Source organism: Marinobacter santoriniensis NKSG1 (assembly GCF_000347775.1).
In the GTDB taxonomy this organism is placed as follows: Bacteria; Pseudomonadota; Gammaproteobacteria; order Pseudomonadales; family Oleiphilaceae; genus Marinobacter; species Marinobacter santoriniensis.
Genome location: NZ_APAT01000015.1, coordinates 242,163 through 260,750 on the forward strand (window position 1 = coordinate 242,163; position 18,588 = coordinate 260,750).

At 53.7% G+C, this 18,588-nt stretch carries 15 protein-coding genes; all 15 read right to left on the minus strand.

Annotated features, from left to right (window positions below):
* Positions 1–11 precede the first annotated feature (11 nt).
* Positions 12–1,484, minus strand: coding sequence for a lipopolysaccharide biosynthesis protein (locus MSNKSG1_RS06855; RefSeq protein WP_008938526.1), 1,473 nt, complete (start codon positions 1,482–1,484; stop codon positions 12–14).
* Positions 1,484–2,638, minus strand: a complete 1,155-nt coding sequence (locus MSNKSG1_RS06860; RefSeq protein ID WP_008938527.1) for a glycosyltransferase — start codon at positions 2,636–2,638, stop codon at positions 1,484–1,486. Before MSNKSG1_RS06860 ends, MSNKSG1_RS06855 begins: the two co-directional genes overlap by 1 nt.
* Positions 2,619–3,422 (minus strand): transglutaminase-like domain-containing protein, encoded by an 804-nt coding sequence (locus tag MSNKSG1_RS06865; RefSeq protein WP_152638740.1) that lies wholly within the window; start codon positions 3,420–3,422, stop codon positions 2,619–2,621. Before MSNKSG1_RS06865 ends, MSNKSG1_RS06860 begins: the two co-directional genes overlap by 20 nt.
* 60 nt (positions 3,423–3,482) lie before the next feature.
* Complete coding sequence (gene asnB, locus MSNKSG1_RS06870; RefSeq protein WP_319795853.1) at positions 3,483–5,408, minus strand: asparagine synthase (glutamine-hydrolyzing); 1,926 nt, start codon at positions 5,406–5,408, stop codon at positions 3,483–3,485.
* Positions 5,375–6,529 carry a glycosyltransferase family 4 protein gene (locus MSNKSG1_RS06875; RefSeq protein WP_008938530.1) on the minus strand — a complete coding sequence of 385 codons (1,155 nt, stop codon included), beginning with the start codon at positions 6,527–6,529 and terminating at the stop codon, positions 5,375–5,377. Before MSNKSG1_RS06875 ends, asnB begins: the two co-directional genes overlap by 34 nt.
* Positions 6,529–7,890, minus strand: a complete 1,362-nt coding sequence (locus MSNKSG1_RS06880; RefSeq protein WP_008938531.1) for an O-antigen ligase family protein — start codon at positions 7,888–7,890, stop codon at positions 6,529–6,531. The genes MSNKSG1_RS06875 and MSNKSG1_RS06880 overlap by 1 nt, the downstream gene beginning before the upstream one ends.
* Positions 7,890–8,942: a glycosyltransferase family 2 protein gene (locus tag MSNKSG1_RS06885; RefSeq protein WP_008938532.1), complete on the minus strand. Its 1,053-nt coding sequence runs from the start codon at positions 8,940–8,942 to the stop codon at positions 7,890–7,892. The genes MSNKSG1_RS06880 and MSNKSG1_RS06885 overlap by 1 nt, the downstream gene beginning before the upstream one ends.
* A 116-nt stretch (positions 8,943–9,058) precedes the next feature.
* Entirely contained in the window at positions 9,059–10,141 is a 1,083-nt protein-coding gene (locus tag MSNKSG1_RS06890; protein WP_008938533.1) for a FemAB family XrtA/PEP-CTERM system-associated protein, read from the minus strand.
* Positions 10,131–11,258 (minus strand): GNAT family N-acetyltransferase, encoded by a 1,128-nt coding sequence (locus MSNKSG1_RS06895; RefSeq protein ID WP_040886706.1) that lies wholly within the window; start codon positions 11,256–11,258, stop codon positions 10,131–10,133. The genes MSNKSG1_RS06890 and MSNKSG1_RS06895 overlap by 11 nt, the downstream gene beginning before the upstream one ends.
* Before the next feature lie 25 nt (positions 11,259–11,283).
* Positions 11,284–13,110, minus strand: a complete 1,827-nt coding sequence (locus MSNKSG1_RS06900) for a carbamoyltransferase family protein (RefSeq protein WP_008938535.1) — start codon at positions 13,108–13,110, stop codon at positions 11,284–11,286.
* Positions 13,107–14,102 carry a polysaccharide deacetylase family protein gene (locus MSNKSG1_RS06905; protein ID WP_008938536.1) on the minus strand — a complete coding sequence of 332 codons (996 nt, stop codon included), beginning with the start codon at positions 14,100–14,102 and terminating at the stop codon, positions 13,107–13,109. Before MSNKSG1_RS06905 ends, MSNKSG1_RS06900 begins: the two co-directional genes overlap by 4 nt.
* Before the next feature lie 20 nt (positions 14,103–14,122).
* Complete coding sequence (locus MSNKSG1_RS06910) at positions 14,123–15,481, minus strand: hypothetical protein (protein WP_008938537.1); 1,359 nt, start codon at positions 15,479–15,481, stop codon at positions 14,123–14,125.
* A gap of 3 nt (positions 15,482–15,484) precedes the next feature.
* Entirely contained in the window at positions 15,485–16,366 is an 882-nt protein-coding gene (locus MSNKSG1_RS06915) for a P-loop NTPase family protein (RefSeq protein WP_008938538.1), read from the minus strand.
* The gene (locus tag MSNKSG1_RS06920) at positions 16,363–17,931 is read right to left on the minus strand and encodes an XrtA system polysaccharide chain length determinant (RefSeq protein ID WP_008938539.1); all 1,569 of its coding nucleotides are present in this window, start codon (positions 17,929–17,931) and stop codon (positions 16,363–16,365) included. The genes MSNKSG1_RS06915 and MSNKSG1_RS06920 overlap by 4 nt, the downstream gene beginning before the upstream one ends.
* A complete protein-coding gene (locus MSNKSG1_RS06925; RefSeq protein ID WP_051067768.1) occupies positions 17,931–18,569 on the minus strand; it encodes an XrtA/PEP-CTERM system exopolysaccharide export protein in 639 nt (212 codons plus the stop codon). Before MSNKSG1_RS06925 ends, MSNKSG1_RS06920 begins: the two co-directional genes overlap by 1 nt.
* Between the last annotated feature and the right edge of the window lie 19 nt (positions 18,570–18,588).

An 18,588-nucleotide genomic window follows, 5' to 3' on the forward strand; every position in this document is an offset into this window, starting at 1 on the left:
CCCTACCCTCCTTAAGTTTTCTTTCCGCCATTTTCCGTCTTAGATTTGTGAGGAATACACCGCCATAAAATTGATCTCAACTCAGTCCTTAGGGGATGCTTTGAAATAAAAACCGAAAATATCCAAATTAAAGGCATAACCAACGCTATGGTTCCAACTGGCTTCCACACTTCTACGGTTGAGAACGGTACAATCAAAGAAATTACCCAAGTCGTAACACCGCAACACACTGAAATAATCATGCTCGGTATAAGCTCGATAAAAAAACGGCCGAATCTCAAACCTACAGCGCGTTTTAGCAGACAACTTGTCAACACGATTTCAATTAAACCCAAAATTATAAAAGAAAATGCGACGGCGTTTAGTCCATATGGAAAGCTTTGAAAAATCAAAATAAAAGCGACCAGAAGCAATATACCCTCCTTAATCATCATAAGACGCTCCCGATCTATAGCGACCAACAGATTATTGGAGAGGTTGTGAGTAGTACGGAGAATAAGCCAAATCCCCATAAATGACGCCACAGGCGCGGCAGCATCCCATTGGGGGCCAAAAAAGATTCGAATAGTCGGTAAACTGGCTATGGAAGCCACCATCATAACCGGCCAGACCATACCAGTCAGCATACTCACTGCCCGAGTGTAGGCAGCAAGAATATCCCCTTGGTCTCGTCTCACCTCAGACAAATATGGCAACACCACCGGCGATACGCCCATAAATAACGTTACTGCAAGAAAATCAACGAAACCCAATCCTCTTGAAAAAAGACCAACCTGTGCGGCAGTACCCATCTTTCCGATTATTAGGTCAGGTAGGATTTTGACACCCCGTTTGAGTAAATTGGACGCTGAATTGTATGCCCCAAATATCGCTATCTGTTTGATTCCCGATAGAGTGGGTCTCCAGTACCGCTCACTACCAGCCGCTAAGCAAACGACCATAAATTCGGCTACCGTTTTCAATACCACAGCCCAAGCCAAAGCATACGAACCATAGTCCAGGCGTATTAGAATAACTGTCGCAGCAAGAGATGTAAGAGCACCGACAAAATTGACAAATAAAACGAGTTTGAAATCGAATCGTCGATTTACTAATGCAATTGGAATGCTGATGAAGGGGCTTAGGAAGAAATTTATGGAAAGAATATAAAACAAGGTCTCAACTTTCTGAATTCCATAAAATAGAGCTACGGCTTTCGCAGATATAGCTATCGCGCAACCAAGTCCCCACGAGATTAAGATAGTCAGTCCAAGGGCCTGCCTAATTTTTTTTTCAGTAAGCTCTCTTTCACGGATCAAATAATCAGCCGCACCCAACAGCTTGAATTCGTTCAGAATCATAACTATCGCACTGGCAATAGCGAAGATGCCGATCTCGTCGGGAGTCAGTAACCTTGCAACGACCATTGTCGTCGCAAGGCTGATGAGTCTTGCGCCATACTGCGAAATGGAAGAATGCAACAGTGCCTTTCTTACGCTAGACATCAAAGTCCCCGATCAGAGATGGTCGACATTACACTCCGATACACCTCCAAGTACTTAGTGGTCATCGCGGATGCAGAGAAGCGTTCCAGAAACCTCTGATAGCCTTGCCGACCAAGCTCTGAGGCGCATTCGCGGTCCGATAGAATGTTCTCTATAGCGATGGCAAATGAAGTGGCGTCTCCTGTTGGTGTTACAAATCCGGTTACACCGTCAGTGACAATTTCGGGCGTTCCTCCGGCGGCGGTCGCTACCACCGGTAGCCCCAAGCTCATTGCCTCCAGAAGAGTCATCGAGGTCCCCTCTGTATCGGAACTAAGTAAGAATACGTCCATAAATCCCAAGTACTCGGCAGGGGTTTCGGAAAAACCCGTGAAGACGGTCTCTCGATCGATACCTAGGCGGTTAACGGCGTCCTTAAGACTACTCAGTTCCGGCCCGTCGCCAACGATTACCAGCCGAGCAAGTGGATATGACTCTAGTACTCGGGCGAATGCTTCAAGCATCATCTTTTGATTCTTGACTGGGTCCAACCGAGCAACGGTGCCGAGTATCATGCTATTTGAGGGGAATCCTAACTCCTTCCTCTTAATGGCGACGTTTTCAGCATCAATCTGTAGAGGTTGGATACCGTTGTAAATGATTTGGATACGTTTCTCGGACAGAAACTCGTACCGGGCGAGAGCGCTTCGTGTTGCGGCGGAGATAGCGATAATTGACTTTGTAAGGTAGGCGAGTACTCGATTGGCCAGAATGGCCTTATATCTATATCGATCAGGGTGGAAACGCCCATGCTCGGTAAAAATCGGCTTAGCTTTCGTTAAGACCGTGGCAAGAGTCCCATAAACCCATGGGGAGTATTGATGGCAGTGTACCACGTCAATTCGCTCCGAAATTATCAATTTCCGGAGGGAATTCAGTAGGCTCCAATCAAAGCCTGGCGATCTTTTTAGTACTTTTATCGGAATCCCTTGCTTTGCGATCTGGCGCCCGATGGTTCCGACTTCTCCATCTATACACGCAACCAAGTGCTGTACATCAACGGTCTCATCAGAGGTCGTCAACGCCCTTATGACAGCTTCCGTGCCTCCGAATCCCATATTGAACGTCACGTGGAGTACACGAATACTCTTTTTCTTATTGTCCAAAGAATCCATTCACTTTTTTCCTATAAAACCAGAGGACTAGAATCGGAAACATCAAAAGTATCGGGAGAATCCATTTCAATACATAAGTCAGGCGCTCGAAGATATACCTCTTCGCCATAAACCCATAAGTATCGTCAAACTTTTTGTAGCGGCCGGAATAGATTTTTATAAGATCCTCGACCTCCCCAGCGGAATAACCGGCTGACAAATACGCTTGCCTGACAACTTCCGGTTTCTCTCTAACGACAGCCAAGGAATGCCCAAGCACCACGCCGAAATCCGGATCCAACAGCAACCATTCGTTATTCCGTGCCTGATATTCCACAATCACATGGCCGTCGAAGGAAATAATATTATTCGGTATGCCAAACCGACCGAGTACGCTTGATAGCACTGTAGCGGCATCACCACAGATACCAATACCCCGCTCTATGGTTCGTCTGTAGTCCGTATAGTGATAGCGTTCAAATTGGGGTAAGCCGGAAAATTCCCCGACACCCCAAAGAAAAATGTTTTCCCATGGTGGCACGAGTTGCCGATATGCGACTGGATCGACCTCAGGCCAGTCCACATGAACAAGACTTTTGTTGACTAACAGCGTTGCTCTATTTGCTAACTTGGTCGGTTTGGTAACGCTTTTCAGGTTCGAAATAGCCTTCAGACTAGTCTTGGAATCCCAGACTTCATTCGGGACAAACCGGAGCTTTTCGAGCTCCTTTACGCCTAGCTCCGGCATTCGAAGTGACTGAGTGAGGCCATAAATATTCAAGGCCATCAACGCGAAGCCGATCAAGAATAGTAGCCGGGCGGCAGTACTCCACATCCTTGAGGAAACGACCATGTTATTGATTCTCTAGGTTTGCCATTGTCGGCACCATAAGCCAAACACAAGAAGACTCCATAGCTCCTGAGTGAAACGCCAATCACCCCGAAGATGCATTTGCCAAAGCTGGGAAACAGCGGCCATATCAAAAAACTGAGATAATTCGCTGCTGCCGTTTTCAAAGAATGTCTTCGCAAGCGGCCTCAATTCACCGCCCAACCAGTTAGCGAGGGGAACCGAAAAGCCCATTTTCTTACGATACAGAATGTCATCGGGCAGCAGGCGACGGAATGTGTCCTTCAACACGAATTTTTTTTCGCTTCCTTTGAGTTTTAGCTGTGAGGGAATGCTTGCCGCATATTCGACTACCCGATAATCAAGCAGTGGTGCCCTGGTTTCCAATGAGTTTGCCATGCTCATTCGATCCACCTTTACCAGAATGTCTCCTGCCAGATACGTCTTTAGGTCTGTGTAGAGGATGCGCGAAAGGTGATCCTCCGCCGGGGCATTTCTGTAGTATTGCCGAGTCACCTCCCCGGGATCGTATTCACGAATATGCAGATTCAGCTCTGCCCCGACTATGCGGTCCCAGATCTCCGGCCTGAAGAAGCTGTTCGTTAAATAGAAGCCTTGTTCTGGGCTAACCGCCAACGTATTGAGTAACGTCCGAGCTCTTCGCGCTGGCTGGTAAGGAATGAGGCTCGCGAGGCTTGCCAGAGAGGGAAATACAGTCCTCCTCAGGGCCCCGGGGAACAGCCCGCGAATCCGGTTTTCGAGGTCATCAGTGCGGTACTTACTGTATCCGGCAAAATTCTCATCACCTCCATCACCCGCCAATGCAACCGTGACCTGTTGACGAGCCAGTTGAGAAACAAAGAATGTTGGAACGAAGGAAGGGTCAGCAAATGGCTCATCAAAAAACCGAGTGATCGATTCCAGATTCCCGGCGACGTTATCTTTTACGGTGAATTCGTGGTGATCCGTTGCAAAAATTTGAGCTACCTGTTTTGCGTAGCAAACCTCATCAAATCTTTTCGAGTCGAATCCGATTGAACACGTTGTAACTGGATGCGATGCATGACCAGCCATCAAACCCACGATGGCACTCGAATCCACGCCACCACTCAGAAACGCTCCAAGAGGAACATCACTGATCATCCGCAGTTTTACCGCGTCATCAATCAGCTCGTACAAACCTTCTTCTATAACCTCAAGACTAGCATGGCTTTTTTCATCAAAATGGACATCCCAATATTGGCCCAGTTCTGTTTTGCATCCGTCAGTTCTCAGCCAGTGGCCGGGAAAAAGTTTATGTATATTTTTATAGATTGTTTTGGGATCAGGAATGTATTGATAAAAGAAAAAGTCCTTAACCGCCTCTGGACTAACCTCAGTTTTGATAAAAGGGAGCTGAAGCAATGCTTTGATTTCAGATGCAAACGCAAAGGTTTTGGAGGTGTGGTGGTAATAGAGCGGCTTTTTACCCAAGCGATCCCGAGCCAGGAATAACTCTCGACTCTCTAAGTCCCAAATAGCGAATGCAAACATGCCATTCAGGTCATCCAGGCAACGCTCGCGTTTACGTTCATAAAGCTCTAAAAGCACTTCTGTATCTGTTTCGGTATGGAATATCACCCCGTTTTCACGAAGGTTTTCCCTGAGTTCGCGATAATTATATATTTCACCATTAAACGCGATGATAAACCTGCCAGAGGCCGACATCATCGGTTGATTTCCAGCATCACTCAAATCCAGGATACTTAACCTTCGATGGACTAACCCGATCGAGTTATCCATATAGGTTCCCCCAGCGTCAGGCCCCCGATGCCGGATGGCATCTCCCATATTCACAAGCCATGATGCATGTGAGTCCCGATTTGGTGTTGTTTCAAGCCGAAAAAAACCCGCTAAACCACACACGGCTATCCTACCCTCCGGCTTTTGCTCGATTGCCACCGCTTACCGCCCAGAAGCTCACGGAAAAAGGTGTCATATTCTTCAGCCATCCTTCTGGCAGAGTACAGCGATTCAACTTGCCTGCGTGCGTTTTGAGCCAACACTTCCCCAATAGCTGGATTTTCAAGAATCTCCATACAGGCTGAAGCCAGCGACACCGTGTCTCCCCAATCGACCAAACGGCCAGTCACCTGGTCTTCAATCAATTTATCGACACCTGGAATGTTGTATGCGACACAGGGAACACCGACTGCCATGGCTTCCATAAGACAACGAGGTATACCTTCCAAAGAGGAAGTCATTACGAACAAATCAAAACTGGATAAAAGCGCCAGGCGGTCGGCACGGTAACCAAGGAACTCGATCGCTTCGCCCCCGCGTAGAGTCCGAGCAAGACCTTCAAGCTCAGCACGCTGAGGACCATCACCAACGAGGATCAGTCTGAGAGTGGAGTCTGTATTATAAATCTTATCGAATGCATCGAGCAGATCCGGCAATCCTTTACGAGGTATCATCTGACCGATATACCCAATCCTCTTGTTCTGGCGTCGATCCCCGACCTCATTTTGACTGAGCATATGCGGTTGGATCTCCAGGAGATCTACTCCGTTTCGAATCATTCTTAAACGGTCCGACGGTACCTTGAAGCGCTGCATATCATTCATGAGTTCTGAGGAAAGAGGTGCGACACCGTCAAAAAACCTGAGGGCAAAGATTCCGAGGCGAATGAAAGTTCCGAGTTTCCACCCCACTTTTCCGGAAAATCCATGAGGGGTGCTGACGCACTTAATTCCCGTCCGGCGAGCTGCAATAAGCCCAAGAATATCTGACTTGTAGCCATGGGTATGTATAACTTCAATCCGTCTGTGACGAATCACCTCTTCCAGTTTCCGGATCACGTTCCAATCGAATCGTCCTTGCATCTTCAGCCGGTGAACGCGGCCTGCGCGCGCAGGATATTGATCTGCGACAGAAAGATCTTGTTCTGCTCCTTCTTCAGTAACCGCCAGGTCACAAAGCATCCTTTCAGGATCAACATTGTTCGCGAGTGCCAGAACCCATCTCTCGGCCCCATAAAAACCGGCCGGAGTGATGAATTGCAAAATCCGTATTCGTGACATTACTTTGATCCTTGTCCTCGTGATCCAACGCTTACCTTTGGCGGCCCACAAACACCTCCCGTAGTCGACCTGTCCGATACCGAACTTGGGCTGAGATAATAGACCTTGACTCCAATGGCCAAAAAAAGAAGCATCCAATAGAGAACCTCCGCCCTAAACTGGTTTATAAAGGTGCTTGTTACCAAGTAGCCGATAAGAGCACATTCAAGGGCAAGGAGATGAAAATATCTTTGATATTGGCGCTCAGCCAAGACAAACTTTTTGGCCTTTTTCGAACCTCGGTACAGACTAAGCAACATGAGCAGAAATACGATCAGGCCATGCCACCCCACTTCGGACAACGCCTGAAACCAGATTGAGTGCACTGTTTTATACTCTACTCCTTCACGCTCTTCCCGCGTCAAATAAAGAGGTGAAAGCATATTGTACCCATAAACCCCCATTCCCAAGGGATGGTCTTCAAGCATGTCAAAGGTGGTCACCCAAAATAAAACTCGGTGTGAACCACTTCCGGGCTCGGACGGATTTTCCAAGGTAGACATCCGCTGCCAGAAAAGATCATCTGTCACATATACAGCGCCACTTATTCCTACAAAAATTATGAAGATGGCTAAGCCTCTTTGGCCTTTCTGACGATACTTAGAGAACATCATGTAAAAGAGAAACAGACCACAACTGGCTACAACTCCCAGAAATGCACCACGGCTGTTAAAAAGCACCAGCCCGTTAGCGACGAAAGCACCAAATAAAAAGCAGATGAGTCGCGTCTTTTTGTTACCCATCCAAGCATAGTAGAGCAATAAAACACCGGCGGGGACCAAGGCTGCCGCTACCCCATTCACATCGGAACCATCCGGCAGCGCCAGCCCGTCCAGCCGATCACCGGAGTTTCGACCAATCGATGTAGCCAAGTAGCCCACATAGGTGCACCCAATTAAATATGCCCAGGAAGACGCCTTTAGCGCAGCTTCGCTGTCGATCAGTTTGTATGCCACAAAAATAATGATAGCGAGCTTTAGATAGATGAATGAAAATTTGTCATGCAGTGCTGGTGCAATGGCCCACAGTTTTGCGACATAGAAAAAAAGCACCAACAAAGCAAGATATTTAAAGAATGCCTGCGAACTCCAGGAACTCTTGGTACTTAGGTCCTTATAGTTAACACCCAGAACTACCAGCATCAGAACAGATGCAATAAACGAATAAGATAAGCCAGGGATTTGAGCGGACCACCACCGATCATCAGGATTCAAAAAGTAAACCAGCTGGTATAGGACAAATGCCGCTGAGCCGCTATAGAAAAGTGCCGCAATAATCCCACCCGCAAATACCAATAAAAATAACAGCGCAATCTTAGACATTACCGCTGCCCCTCGCCCGGTCGGGCACTCGACCAGGTCACCTGGGTTTGCCCCTGCAATGCTTTCACAATGCCCCGAACGGCATACCAGTTAACCGCAACGAAGTAGTACGGCAGGGCCAGCCACGCGGGCAGTTCATTTTTTCGCGACGAGAAGCTCCCGACCAGCGCTAGCAGCAGTAGCAGGCCACCACCCAGGGCAATGAGCACAAACAAGGGTCGTCCTGCCATCGCCAGCAGCACGCTGCACCCGTATCCGATGAGCAGGAACAGGGGAATGAGCCAGCGAAGCAATTTGTGGGAGAGCACTTCGAACGAAAATACGCCAGTCCGCCAGGGTAGCAATACCTCCTTTACCCGCATCAGGCCCCGGATGCTTCGATTGACGATGCGTTCCTTGCGCGCAAGCTCCCGGTCGAAATCTCCTGCGGTCTCCTCGAAACATCGTGCTTCGCTATCAAAAACACCCCGGTATCCCCTGGCGATGATCTGGAGCGGGTTGACGAAATCGTTGATGTCCCTTTGCTGAAGCGGCTCCCAGAGACCCGACCGGATCGCGTAAATGGCACCATCACCACCAACCACCGAATGCAGTCGGGATTCCATGGATTTGATCGCCAGCTCATAGCGCCAATACAGGTTTTCGTTCCGGGCACTGGCCCCTTCGCTCCCATCCGTGTAGAGCGCAGCGCCCACCACGTAACCCACACTCTCATCGGCAAAATGACGGACCAGTTTCCGGATTGCATCGGGGGCGTACATGGCATTGGCGTCGCTGAATACGACAATGTCGCTTTTGACCTGCTCCATCGCCAGATTCAGCCCCATGGTTTTGCCGAGTCGGCCTTCCTGACGGATCAGCGTGATTCGTTTGTTCTGATAGCCCTGGACGATGTCATCGGTGCCGTCGTCTGAACCGTCGGAGACCACCAGGATAGTCAAACGGTCGGCGGGGTAATCCATGGCAAGCGCGTTATCCAGCTTGGCCCGTATGACACCCGCCTCGTTGTAGCAGGAAATAATCAGAGTAACGCCCGGCTGGATATCGTCCATCCGATGCGTCCTGGCAGGTTTGCCTCGTGTAAGGCCCCACAGGAGTGCCGGATAACCGAAGTAGACATAAACAGGCACCAACAGGCACAAAAGCGTTAATGCAATTAATAGACTGATCATAATGTTATGTATTTTCTGAGCTTGGGCCCGAGCCAGTTGGCAACGCCCAGTGGCATTCGCTGCCAGAGTGTTTCCACAATCCGACGGATGCGGCTGGTGGCACTGACGGTCCCGGACGAATTCCGCGACTCCGTCGCCGGACGTCCAGCGGGCTCCAATCGCTGCCAGGTCAGCTCGGTGGGTAATGCCCCCCACTGTTTCTTGAACCGGAAGGTGCCTTCTTCCGGTGTTGAGCGCCCGAAATCGAACTGTCGATAGCCGGTATCCGCCAGATGGCTCAGGAAGGTCCAGTACAACAGCATGTTCGGAGCCAGATGGTTGAACTCCGCGCGGGTCGATGCCCAGGGTATGCAGGCCCGGGTTCCAGTGGTCAGAACAATGCCCGCGCCCACAACGGTTGTTCCTTCGTGAACCAGGCTGATCAACAGGTTATCTCCATACGCCTGCGCCAGTGTACTGAACCAGGCCAGGCTGTGGACCGGTGAGCCCAGGCGGTGCATGTTGTCGGCGAACACCTCGTAAAACGCTTCGATAGCGGCCGGATCCTGGCGGATCTCGGCTGTCAGTCCGTTCTTCTCCGCTTTCCGGATCTGGCTGCGCAACTTGGGCTTGAATTGTTTGAACAGCGCTTCCGACGATTCCGGCAGGTCCAGCAACATTCGCACTTTGGCCGGCAGGGGCTCCGCCGCCTTCGACATGTCGACCGGTTCTCCGGACACCCGGATCTCAACACCGTTACTGCGATTGGTCGAAGCCAGTTTCCTGGCCGCTTCAATGAGCGAGTAGCGGATATCCTCGTTATCGGCCAGCGGCCCACCGAGGTCACAGAATGGGAGTGAAACCAGGCTGGAGGCTCCCAGCGGAGGTTTCACCTCCACCAGTGGCAGGACCCCGCACAGTTGGTCACCACGGTGGGCGCTGACGACCCAGGCGGTGTGTCCGTATCCGGCTTCTGCTGCCCTCAGCCAGCCACTCCTGTGATAGGGCGTTGCATCAGGGTGTCGATCAACATAACCCTGGTAATCCTCCACGGGAAACACGGCGAACCGCGAAGCCCGGACAGCGAGATCAGCGTTCATAACCGGTACTCGCCTCCCCTAGCCAGCGATTCCGGGCCCGTCGCGCCACATCTTCCAGCTTCAGCTTGAACCGGTCCCGCTGGAGCGCAATCTGTACCAGGTTTCGGTGAAGGGTGCCCAGGTTGGCCTTGTAACGTTCGTCTCCACCCATGAAATCGTAGTAGTGGAAACCGTGGTGCCGGTAATCCTCTATGCACAGGCTGTGGCCCAGCAAGCCGGGCTTGAAACGATTGTCAGAATCGACCGCCATCCCGCCAAGGTAAAAGTAGACAACCTGTTTGTAGAGGAGATTGTAAAACGATGCGATCTCTTCATCGCCCACCATAACGGACACCAGGTCGACGCCGCCATCCGGCCACTGGGCCCGGATCATCTCCCGATGAAAGCGCACAAAATCCGGATTGGCAAAGCCACTCTGGTCCGGGCCATTGCCCCAGCGCTGCAAATGTCGTGGCCCGATGCGATCAAATACGGCAATGGCCTCTTCGACCGTATCCGGCCGCACGAGCCGAACTTCACCGCGTTGCTCGTATAGCCGGTGGGAACGATTGATCTGGTATCGGGTATTGCGGGACAGACGATCAAGGTAATGCTCCCCGGAATGGCGGAGGGCATCGAGGTCCACACCATAACAAGGTGCTTCCCAGCGGACGTGCTTGTGAAGGCCGGTGATCGAGGCGTATTTATCCGCCTCTTCGGCATCAACCGCCCCGATAATGAACTCGTCCCACTCCGGCATCTCGTTGGTGAGGTAGTTCAGACAGGCCCTTGCCACCTCGTTTTCTTTGCCATTCTCCGCAAGGAATCCGTTGTATTCGATCCAGATCTGATCGAGCAGCCTGTGCCCGGTCTGATGCAGTCTCAGGCACCGGGACTTGAGGACTCCGTGCCGGCGCTCGTCCGTCTCGACCACCAGACCAAGACCAACCAGGCGATCCGCCTCCCATACCCTTAACGCCAACGCGCGGGGTTGGTAAACGCTCAGCCAGTGTCCAAGCCACTGCCAAGAGAGGAACACCGGTGGCGTTGATCGGCTCTCAAGTTCCAGCCATTCGTCCCTTAACGCAGGCGTGTCCCCGGCGGGGCTACTTGTGACTGTCAGCGGTCCTGCTGTCATGGTGTCGTCCCTATCCAGGTCCGTCTCAGTGTGCCGGGTGAGGATGCCTGACCAGGAACGGCCCGATCGCCAGATAGTCCAGCGCCCCCTGCAGGAAAGCCCGGACCGCATCTTCAGGGCTGTTCACAATCGGCTCTTCATGCATGTTGAAGCTGGTGTTGATCAGGCTGGGAATGCCGCTGAGCTTTTCGTATTCCGTCAGAATGTCGTAGTACCCGGGATTGACCTCACGGCGAATCAGCTGGGGCCTGGCAGTCCCATCCACGTGCACCGCAGCCGGACAGCTCTCGCGCATGAAATCGGTGCAGTCGAAAGTGATAGTCATGAACTCCGCCGCGTGTTCCGCCCCACGGATGTTGTGATAGCACTTTTCCCTCGCTTCGTAGAGGGTCACCGGCGCAAAGGGCATGAATTCGGTGCGGCCAAGGCGTTTGTTCAGCCATTGGTTCACCTCGGGCTCCCGGGCGTGGTACATGATGGAACGGTTGCCCAGAGCGCGTGGGCCATATTCCATGCGCCCGTCAAACCGGGCAACCACTTCGCCGCCGTGAATCAGTTTTGCCACCTCGGCCGCGAGGTGCTCCGGCCGCTCGTATGTCAGGCCTTCGGCGTCCAGCGCCTTTCGGATTTGGGCCTCGGAGTATTCGGGCCCCATGTAAGCACTGGAAATGGACGGTTTCACACCGCCCGGCCAGCTGTGGTAGAGCGCGGCACCCGTACCACAGCCTCCGTCCCCCATGTTCGGGTAGACAAAGATATGGTTGACGCCTTCGATCTCGAAAATACGCTGGTTGAGCTTCACGTTGGCAGTAACGCCCCCGGACAGAACGATGGTATCGATGCCGGTCTTTTCCACCCAATAACGGATGTAATTGGTGGCTACTTTCTCGAGTACGTACTGGTAGGCGGCGGCGACGTCGATCTTGGGGAATTTCGAGGCCAGATACCGGGAGAAATACACGTTGTTGGCTTCGTAGATCCTGAAGTCCCCGGGCGTCTGCTCGATCCGGGACAACAGGATGTCGCCCAGGATCGAAGGGTCTCCGTAAGAAGCCAGGCCTACGATTTTGCCCTCATGACGACTGGGCTTGAAGCCGAGGCTGGAGGTTACATGTTCGTAGAGTGTGCCGAGCGAGTTTGGGAACGACAATCCATGAAGCCGGTGAATCTTGCCATCCCGTGCTTCACTGACCGATCCGGCCAGCCCCGAACCATATCCGTCCAGGGTGACGCACAGTGCCCGCTCAAACCCGCTGCAAAGGAAGCTGTTAGCGGCGTGCGAGAGGTGATGGTCCATTCGCTTTACCGGACCGGTCCAACCAGCTTCCGCCAGTCCGGCCGTCAGATCTTTCTCCCAATGCTGGAACGACTCCGTTGCCGCTTCGCCCCACTGGCGGGAAGCCTTGAGCGCCGCGTTGTTCGAGGCCAGTTTCTGAGCCCCCGCCATGCTGTAATAGGAGCTATGGAGGAAACCCTTCTCCATGATGGCATTCGGGTGCTCCAGACCATGGATGGGCTGATTCCGATCCGGAACACGGGTGAGCGCTTCCTTGATCTGGGGGCCAAGATCCGCCGGCTGGAAGGCTTTGATAAAGGCTTTCTCATCCTCCAGATTCTTCGAAAAGAGCTTCTGTTCGTTTTGCCAGGTCAGGAACGGATAGCAGACCTGATCGATGTCATCCATGCTCAGCCCGGTATCGGCCAGTGCTGCTTCCAGCGCCAGCCGGGGAAACCCTGACTGCTGTTTGGTCCGGGAAAAGCGTTCCTCCCCTGCTGCAAACAGTATGTTGCCATCTTCCACGATGGCGACGGTTGAATCCTTGTCCAGCGGGGAAATCCCGAGCACTTTCATGCCATGTTCTCCATTACCTGTCGAATCCGTGTGGGCGTTGATGCCTGCCCACCAAGCTCGTTGAAAAAGAAATCGAAGAAGGTGCGGAAGCTGTCCAGGAATCGGGTCAGCTCCTGCTCATTGTTGACGTAGGTGGTATTGCCAGGCACCACCGAAGGGCTGTGGAAGCTCCAGGTGAACGTGCGAAGCCCCTGCCGAAACAGGGCGCGGGTCAGTTTGATGTGTTCGTCCGGCGTAAAACCTTCCGGTGACAGCATCAGGCGATCCACCGCTCCCAATCGGGACAGAATGCCTGGCACCCGAAAACGGCGGAATGTCTGGGCAAGTTCATACAGCGGCAGCGCCGCCCGGCCAGCCCAGCCAACAAAGGCGCCGGTGCAGGGAAGTTCCAGGATGGGCTGCGATTCACCACCAAACCAGAAGGGATCGGAGGTGTACCGACGATAATCCGGCCCTCCATCCGAGCGTGCATCCAGCGGCGGGCAAACCGAGAGATCCACATCGAACTCCAGCTCCTGGAGAATGCCCGTGGTGTTCGGCCCGAATCCGTATCGCCCCGCTTTGTAACCCACCGGTGGCGCACCGAAGTTTTCCGTAATCGTGTCCCGCAGGACCCGGAGTTTTTCCCGCTCAAGTGCTTCCGGGAGGTTACCCGGATACATGTTCGACCGGCTCAACGCCTCCTCCTGAGGCGGGTTCACCCAGGGATGGAGGTGGGCGCCGATCTCGCATTGATCCCGCTCGACATACTGCTTCAGCAGGCCATAGCCCATGGGCTGGCTGGCGACGGGATAATCAATGACGTAGCACGGGCGGATTCCGTATTCATTGAAGATGCCCTGGACCCGGTCGATGTGCGCCATTGCCGTCACCTGATTGGCGTCAGCGTCCGGCTCGGCGTTCCAGTCAAACTCCTCCTCGGTATCAATGACCACGATCAGCTGTGGCGGCATATCCGGCGGGAGGCGAATATCTTTCCGTTGATCGAACATGATTCCTTTCGTTCCTTGCTTCATTTCGCCTCAGGGCCAGCCCCCATCATCGAGAAGCCATGGGTCAGGACCAGCTTCAGAACGAACTGCTGCTCATTTGGGGTTGCCAGGCGGCTATCCAGATAGGACTGGTTGAATTCCACCCCGAATGTGGTCAATTCCGCCAACTGTCGGCTCCAGCGGGTATTGAAACGGTGGATCTGCTGGTCGAAGGTTCCGGCGTTTTCACCGGCATCCGCCTGCCAGATGTATGCAAATTCGAGGCGCTGCAGATTAGTCAGTTGAAACCCCACGTTGAGGTTGGCGCTGTATTCGTGGGTTTTGACGTCGGTTATTTGTGATCTGAGAACGGCCGCTTCCAGCCCGAAGCCTGCGTTGCAGATATCGCACAGATTATTGTTGCTATGGCTAAGAGCCACCGAGTCGCTGACCACCAGGTCCCTCACCCGCACTGAATCTGGCAGGAAGTCAAAAACAGGAGGCAGATTCAGTGAGATGTCCGTGACGCTGTCGGAAAGACGGCGATTGTAGCTGACGGCTGTGCGGAACCCGTCTCCGATCCAGGATCGTTCCAGAAAGCCTGTGACCGCATCGCTGGTGGAACTGGAACCGTCCGGGTAATCCGTATTCGCCTGACTTGCTCCGGCACCAACGCGGAACTGGCCGGTTTCGAGGGCACGGTCATAAATCAGCTGCGCGGAATCAATGGTGATGTCGAGGGCGTCCTCATTGGACCAGGAACGGCTTGCAACCAGCGAACCCGTGGAGCGTTCACTCAGACGCCTCGCCAGCTCAGCCGACGCTGTCACAGACTCATCGCTGCTCAGTGCCCCACTACCGAAGCTCTGGCCCGCCTGAACGGACATCCGAACGGACGTCAGCTCACCCGGGTACAGGCGCAGGCCCGCACCAGCCGTGAGCGTCTGGCGAGTGTCATAACTTGAGGGATTGACGACAAATCCGGTGTTATTCCGAACAGACTGAATGGTATGGCCAAGGTTGAAATCAACCGGATTCGCCGGATCGAAATAATTGTATCGTGCCAGCCCATTAATCGAACTGTTGTCAGTCTGGTCGCCGGTAGGAAGATCCCGCGAGGTTTCCAGGCTGCCCCCGTAGCGCAGCGCCAGATGGCTGGCGCCACTCTGCAGGGTGCCCCCGACGTTGCCGGACACACCCAGACTCGGTTCTGTCGTGGAATCCCATCCGTCACCGGCGTCGACGCGGGTGTGTGTGATGGCGGTAAAGGCGGAGCCGGTGGCCGTCAGCGAGGTAATGCTTTCCTCAAGCGTCTGGGCCCTGGTGGTCATCGTCGCCATCAACAATACACAGCCGGAGGCCAATCCGAGATAGCTCGCGCTTCCGTATCTACCTGCCATCGGTCACTCCTGAAAAACCAGCCCGGAGAATTTACCCGAATCCAGCGCGTCGACAGACTCGTTGATCTCTTCGCCGCTCACTTCGCCGAACGGTATGGAAAACACCACCTGATCGCAGAAGCGCTCCAGAATCCGGGCTTCCGTATTGGTTCGGAATGGCGGTGCATTTACTATGATGCAGCGATCCGGGTAACGGCCCTTCAGTTCCTTCATCAGCTCACGCATGCGGACTGAGGAAAAGAGCTCTACTGCCGAGGAGGCCTGGGTACCTGCAGGAATCACGCTGAGACGTTCGACACCGCTTGGATAGAGAATGTCTTTCACGTCGCAGGCGGAATCGGAAACATAGTCGGTAACACCGGCTTTCAGGGTAGTGGAAACCAGCGGTTGAAGTTCCTGATGATACGGATCGCAATCCACCAGAAGTGCCGCGGTATGGGAATCCATGGCAAAGGCTGCGGCAAGATTAAACGCCGTCAGGAGCGATCCGCCCTGATTCCCGAGACTGCTGAAGAGCAACGCGAAGCCTTCTTCACCGGCCCGGTTCCGTAGCTGGATACGGAGCTCGCGATACGCGTCCATGACTTCCTTGTCCGCCATGCCCGGATAGATAATCTTGCGTTCCCGAAGCTGCTCCCGGGTCCAGGGCCTGGGGTTGGCGATCAACCCTAGTGAGACCGAAGCGTCATAGACGGTCGGCGGATGCTCTTCCGGCTGTGTGTCAATCCGCACCCAGTTCGGTTTGTGGCTATCGGAACCGGCGTAGGGACGCTCCTTTCTGAAATTCTCCTCGGGCTTCGCTTCCCCACGCTTCAGCGCCAGTTGGCGCTGCTCTTCCTGACTCTTCAGCAGCGCGTTGTAGAGCTTGTTGTCATCCATTGTCATTCACCACCGCCGAGGATCGTCCCGATCTTGTTGATGAGCTGTTCCGGCGTTACGCCCATGACGCTGAACAGGAGCACCGACAGGTAACCGATCATGAAAATCGCCAGAATCGCCAGAATCAGAATCGTATCCTTCCGCAACAGGCGATCCTTCCAGGTGCTGCGGTAGTGCGGAATGCTGGTCAGCACCGGGATGGTCTCTGGCAGAGCCAGGTGTAACGCTCTCGGCGAACGGATCCGTTGGTCAAACATAACCAGAGCAGTCAGCAGCCCCAGAACCATCGCACTTCCGAGGAAGGGACCGGCCAGGCCAACCTGATACAGCTGGAGTCCGTCCCAGTGGGTCGGGAAGGATGCCGGTTCCTGTATCTTGTAACTGACCCCTTCTCCCTGAACATCGAGTGTCATGGACAGGCGCGCTTTCTCGCGGCGCTGGAGCATGTCCTCGTAGACACCCTTGGTCACGTCGTAATCGCGGGTCAGCTCAGCCAGTTCCGCCTGGTTGGCCGCGACTCTCTCGGCCCGCTGGAAGGCTTCGTCCAACAGTTTCTGCAGAGACTTCAGTCGGTTCTTTTTCACCGCCAGGCTGGTGGTGGCATCGGACAACTGCATTTTCAGGTTTTCATAAACCGGATTCTCCATCACCTGGGTGACGGCGCCCTCCCGTTCATGGTCACCCTGTTTAGAGACCTGCTTCTCCAGATCCGCAATCTGGTCTTTTACGCTGACCACATCCGGATGCTTGTCCTGATACTTCAGGAGCAGAGAGTCCAGTTCCTGACGCAAACTCGCCAGGCGGCGTTCTGCAGAGGATTTTCCGGGATCCGTTGTGATTTTGCGGACCGGCTCTTCCTGGGCGAGTTGCTTTTTGGTGAGCGCGACTTCCGATTCAGTCTGCTGAATCTCGAGCTTCAGGTTCTCGATTTCAGCCCGAAGGTTTTCGATGCGTTGGCGAACGTTGCTTTCGGTGCCGTCCTGGTTGTTGGACTTGAATTCCTTGAGCTTCTGCTCGGCATCTTCAAGTTGACGCTGATAAGACTTGACCTGGGAGTCAATGAACTCGAAAGCGCCCTGGCTTTCGGAGCGCTTTTTACGCACCGTGCGCTCCACGAACCGGTTGAGCACCGCACTCATAACCTGAAAGGACTGATTCGGGTCACCACTGGTATAACTAAGCTCCAGAAAATTCCGGTTGGAAACGCGTAGATCCACCTGCTTTCGGAGGTTTCCCACAGCCAGGGTCCGGTTCTGATCAGAATCTGCGCTGGAGATCAGCCCGGTGTCCATTGCCACCTGCTCAAGGAAAGAGCGGCTCTGGATCATTTCCCGCGCTTCATTGATTCGGTCGATCTGAGTAACTTCCGCCTGGCCCCGAAGCAATGGCTGAAGAATGTTGGACTGGTCCGCATACAGCACCGCCTGGGAGGTATAGCTCTTGGGCGTGACGTATCCAAGGGCCAACACACCGGCGGTAACCACCATGAACAACACCGTCGCGGCCACCCGGCGACGATACAGTTCCAGCTTCACCGCCCTGAGCGTGTCCAGGATGAACTGGATGTCCATCAGAGCTCACCCCGGAAGAGCTGTTTTCGCGGAACGCTGATGACGTCACCGGGCTGCAGGGCATAATTGGTGCTCATGTCACCGTCGGTAATCATGGCTTCCAGGTCCAGCCGGTAACTCTTGTATTCGCCGTCCACCTTGCGATGCATGACCGCACGGTCATCGGCGGCGAAGTCCGTAACACCACCGGCCATCAGCACCAGGTCCAGCACCGTCATGCCGGGCTGGAACGACACCGACTGGGGGGTCGCTACCTGGCCGGTGATTCTCACCCGGTTGCGGAACTCTTTGCTGCTTGGATTGGTGACCATCACGGTGACTTCCGGCGTGCGGATGTACTCTCCAAGCGCCACACTGATTTCCGATGCCAGTGCTTCCGGTTCTTTGCCATCGGCTTTGACATCGCCCATCAGGGGCATGGAAATGTATCCGTCCGGCCGGACGACGATGGACTGGCTCAGTTCCGGATTGCGCCAGACGTGGATCGATATCGTGTCACCGATGCCGATCAGGTAGGGCTCCGGCTGGATTTCCGAGACTTTCGGCATGTCCGCCGACGACGGCATCCCGGAACAGGCCCCGAGCAATCCGGCCAGAAAAACCAATATCAACGTTCGCAAGAAAGTGACCATTCCCATGTACGCCCTCCGAATCCCT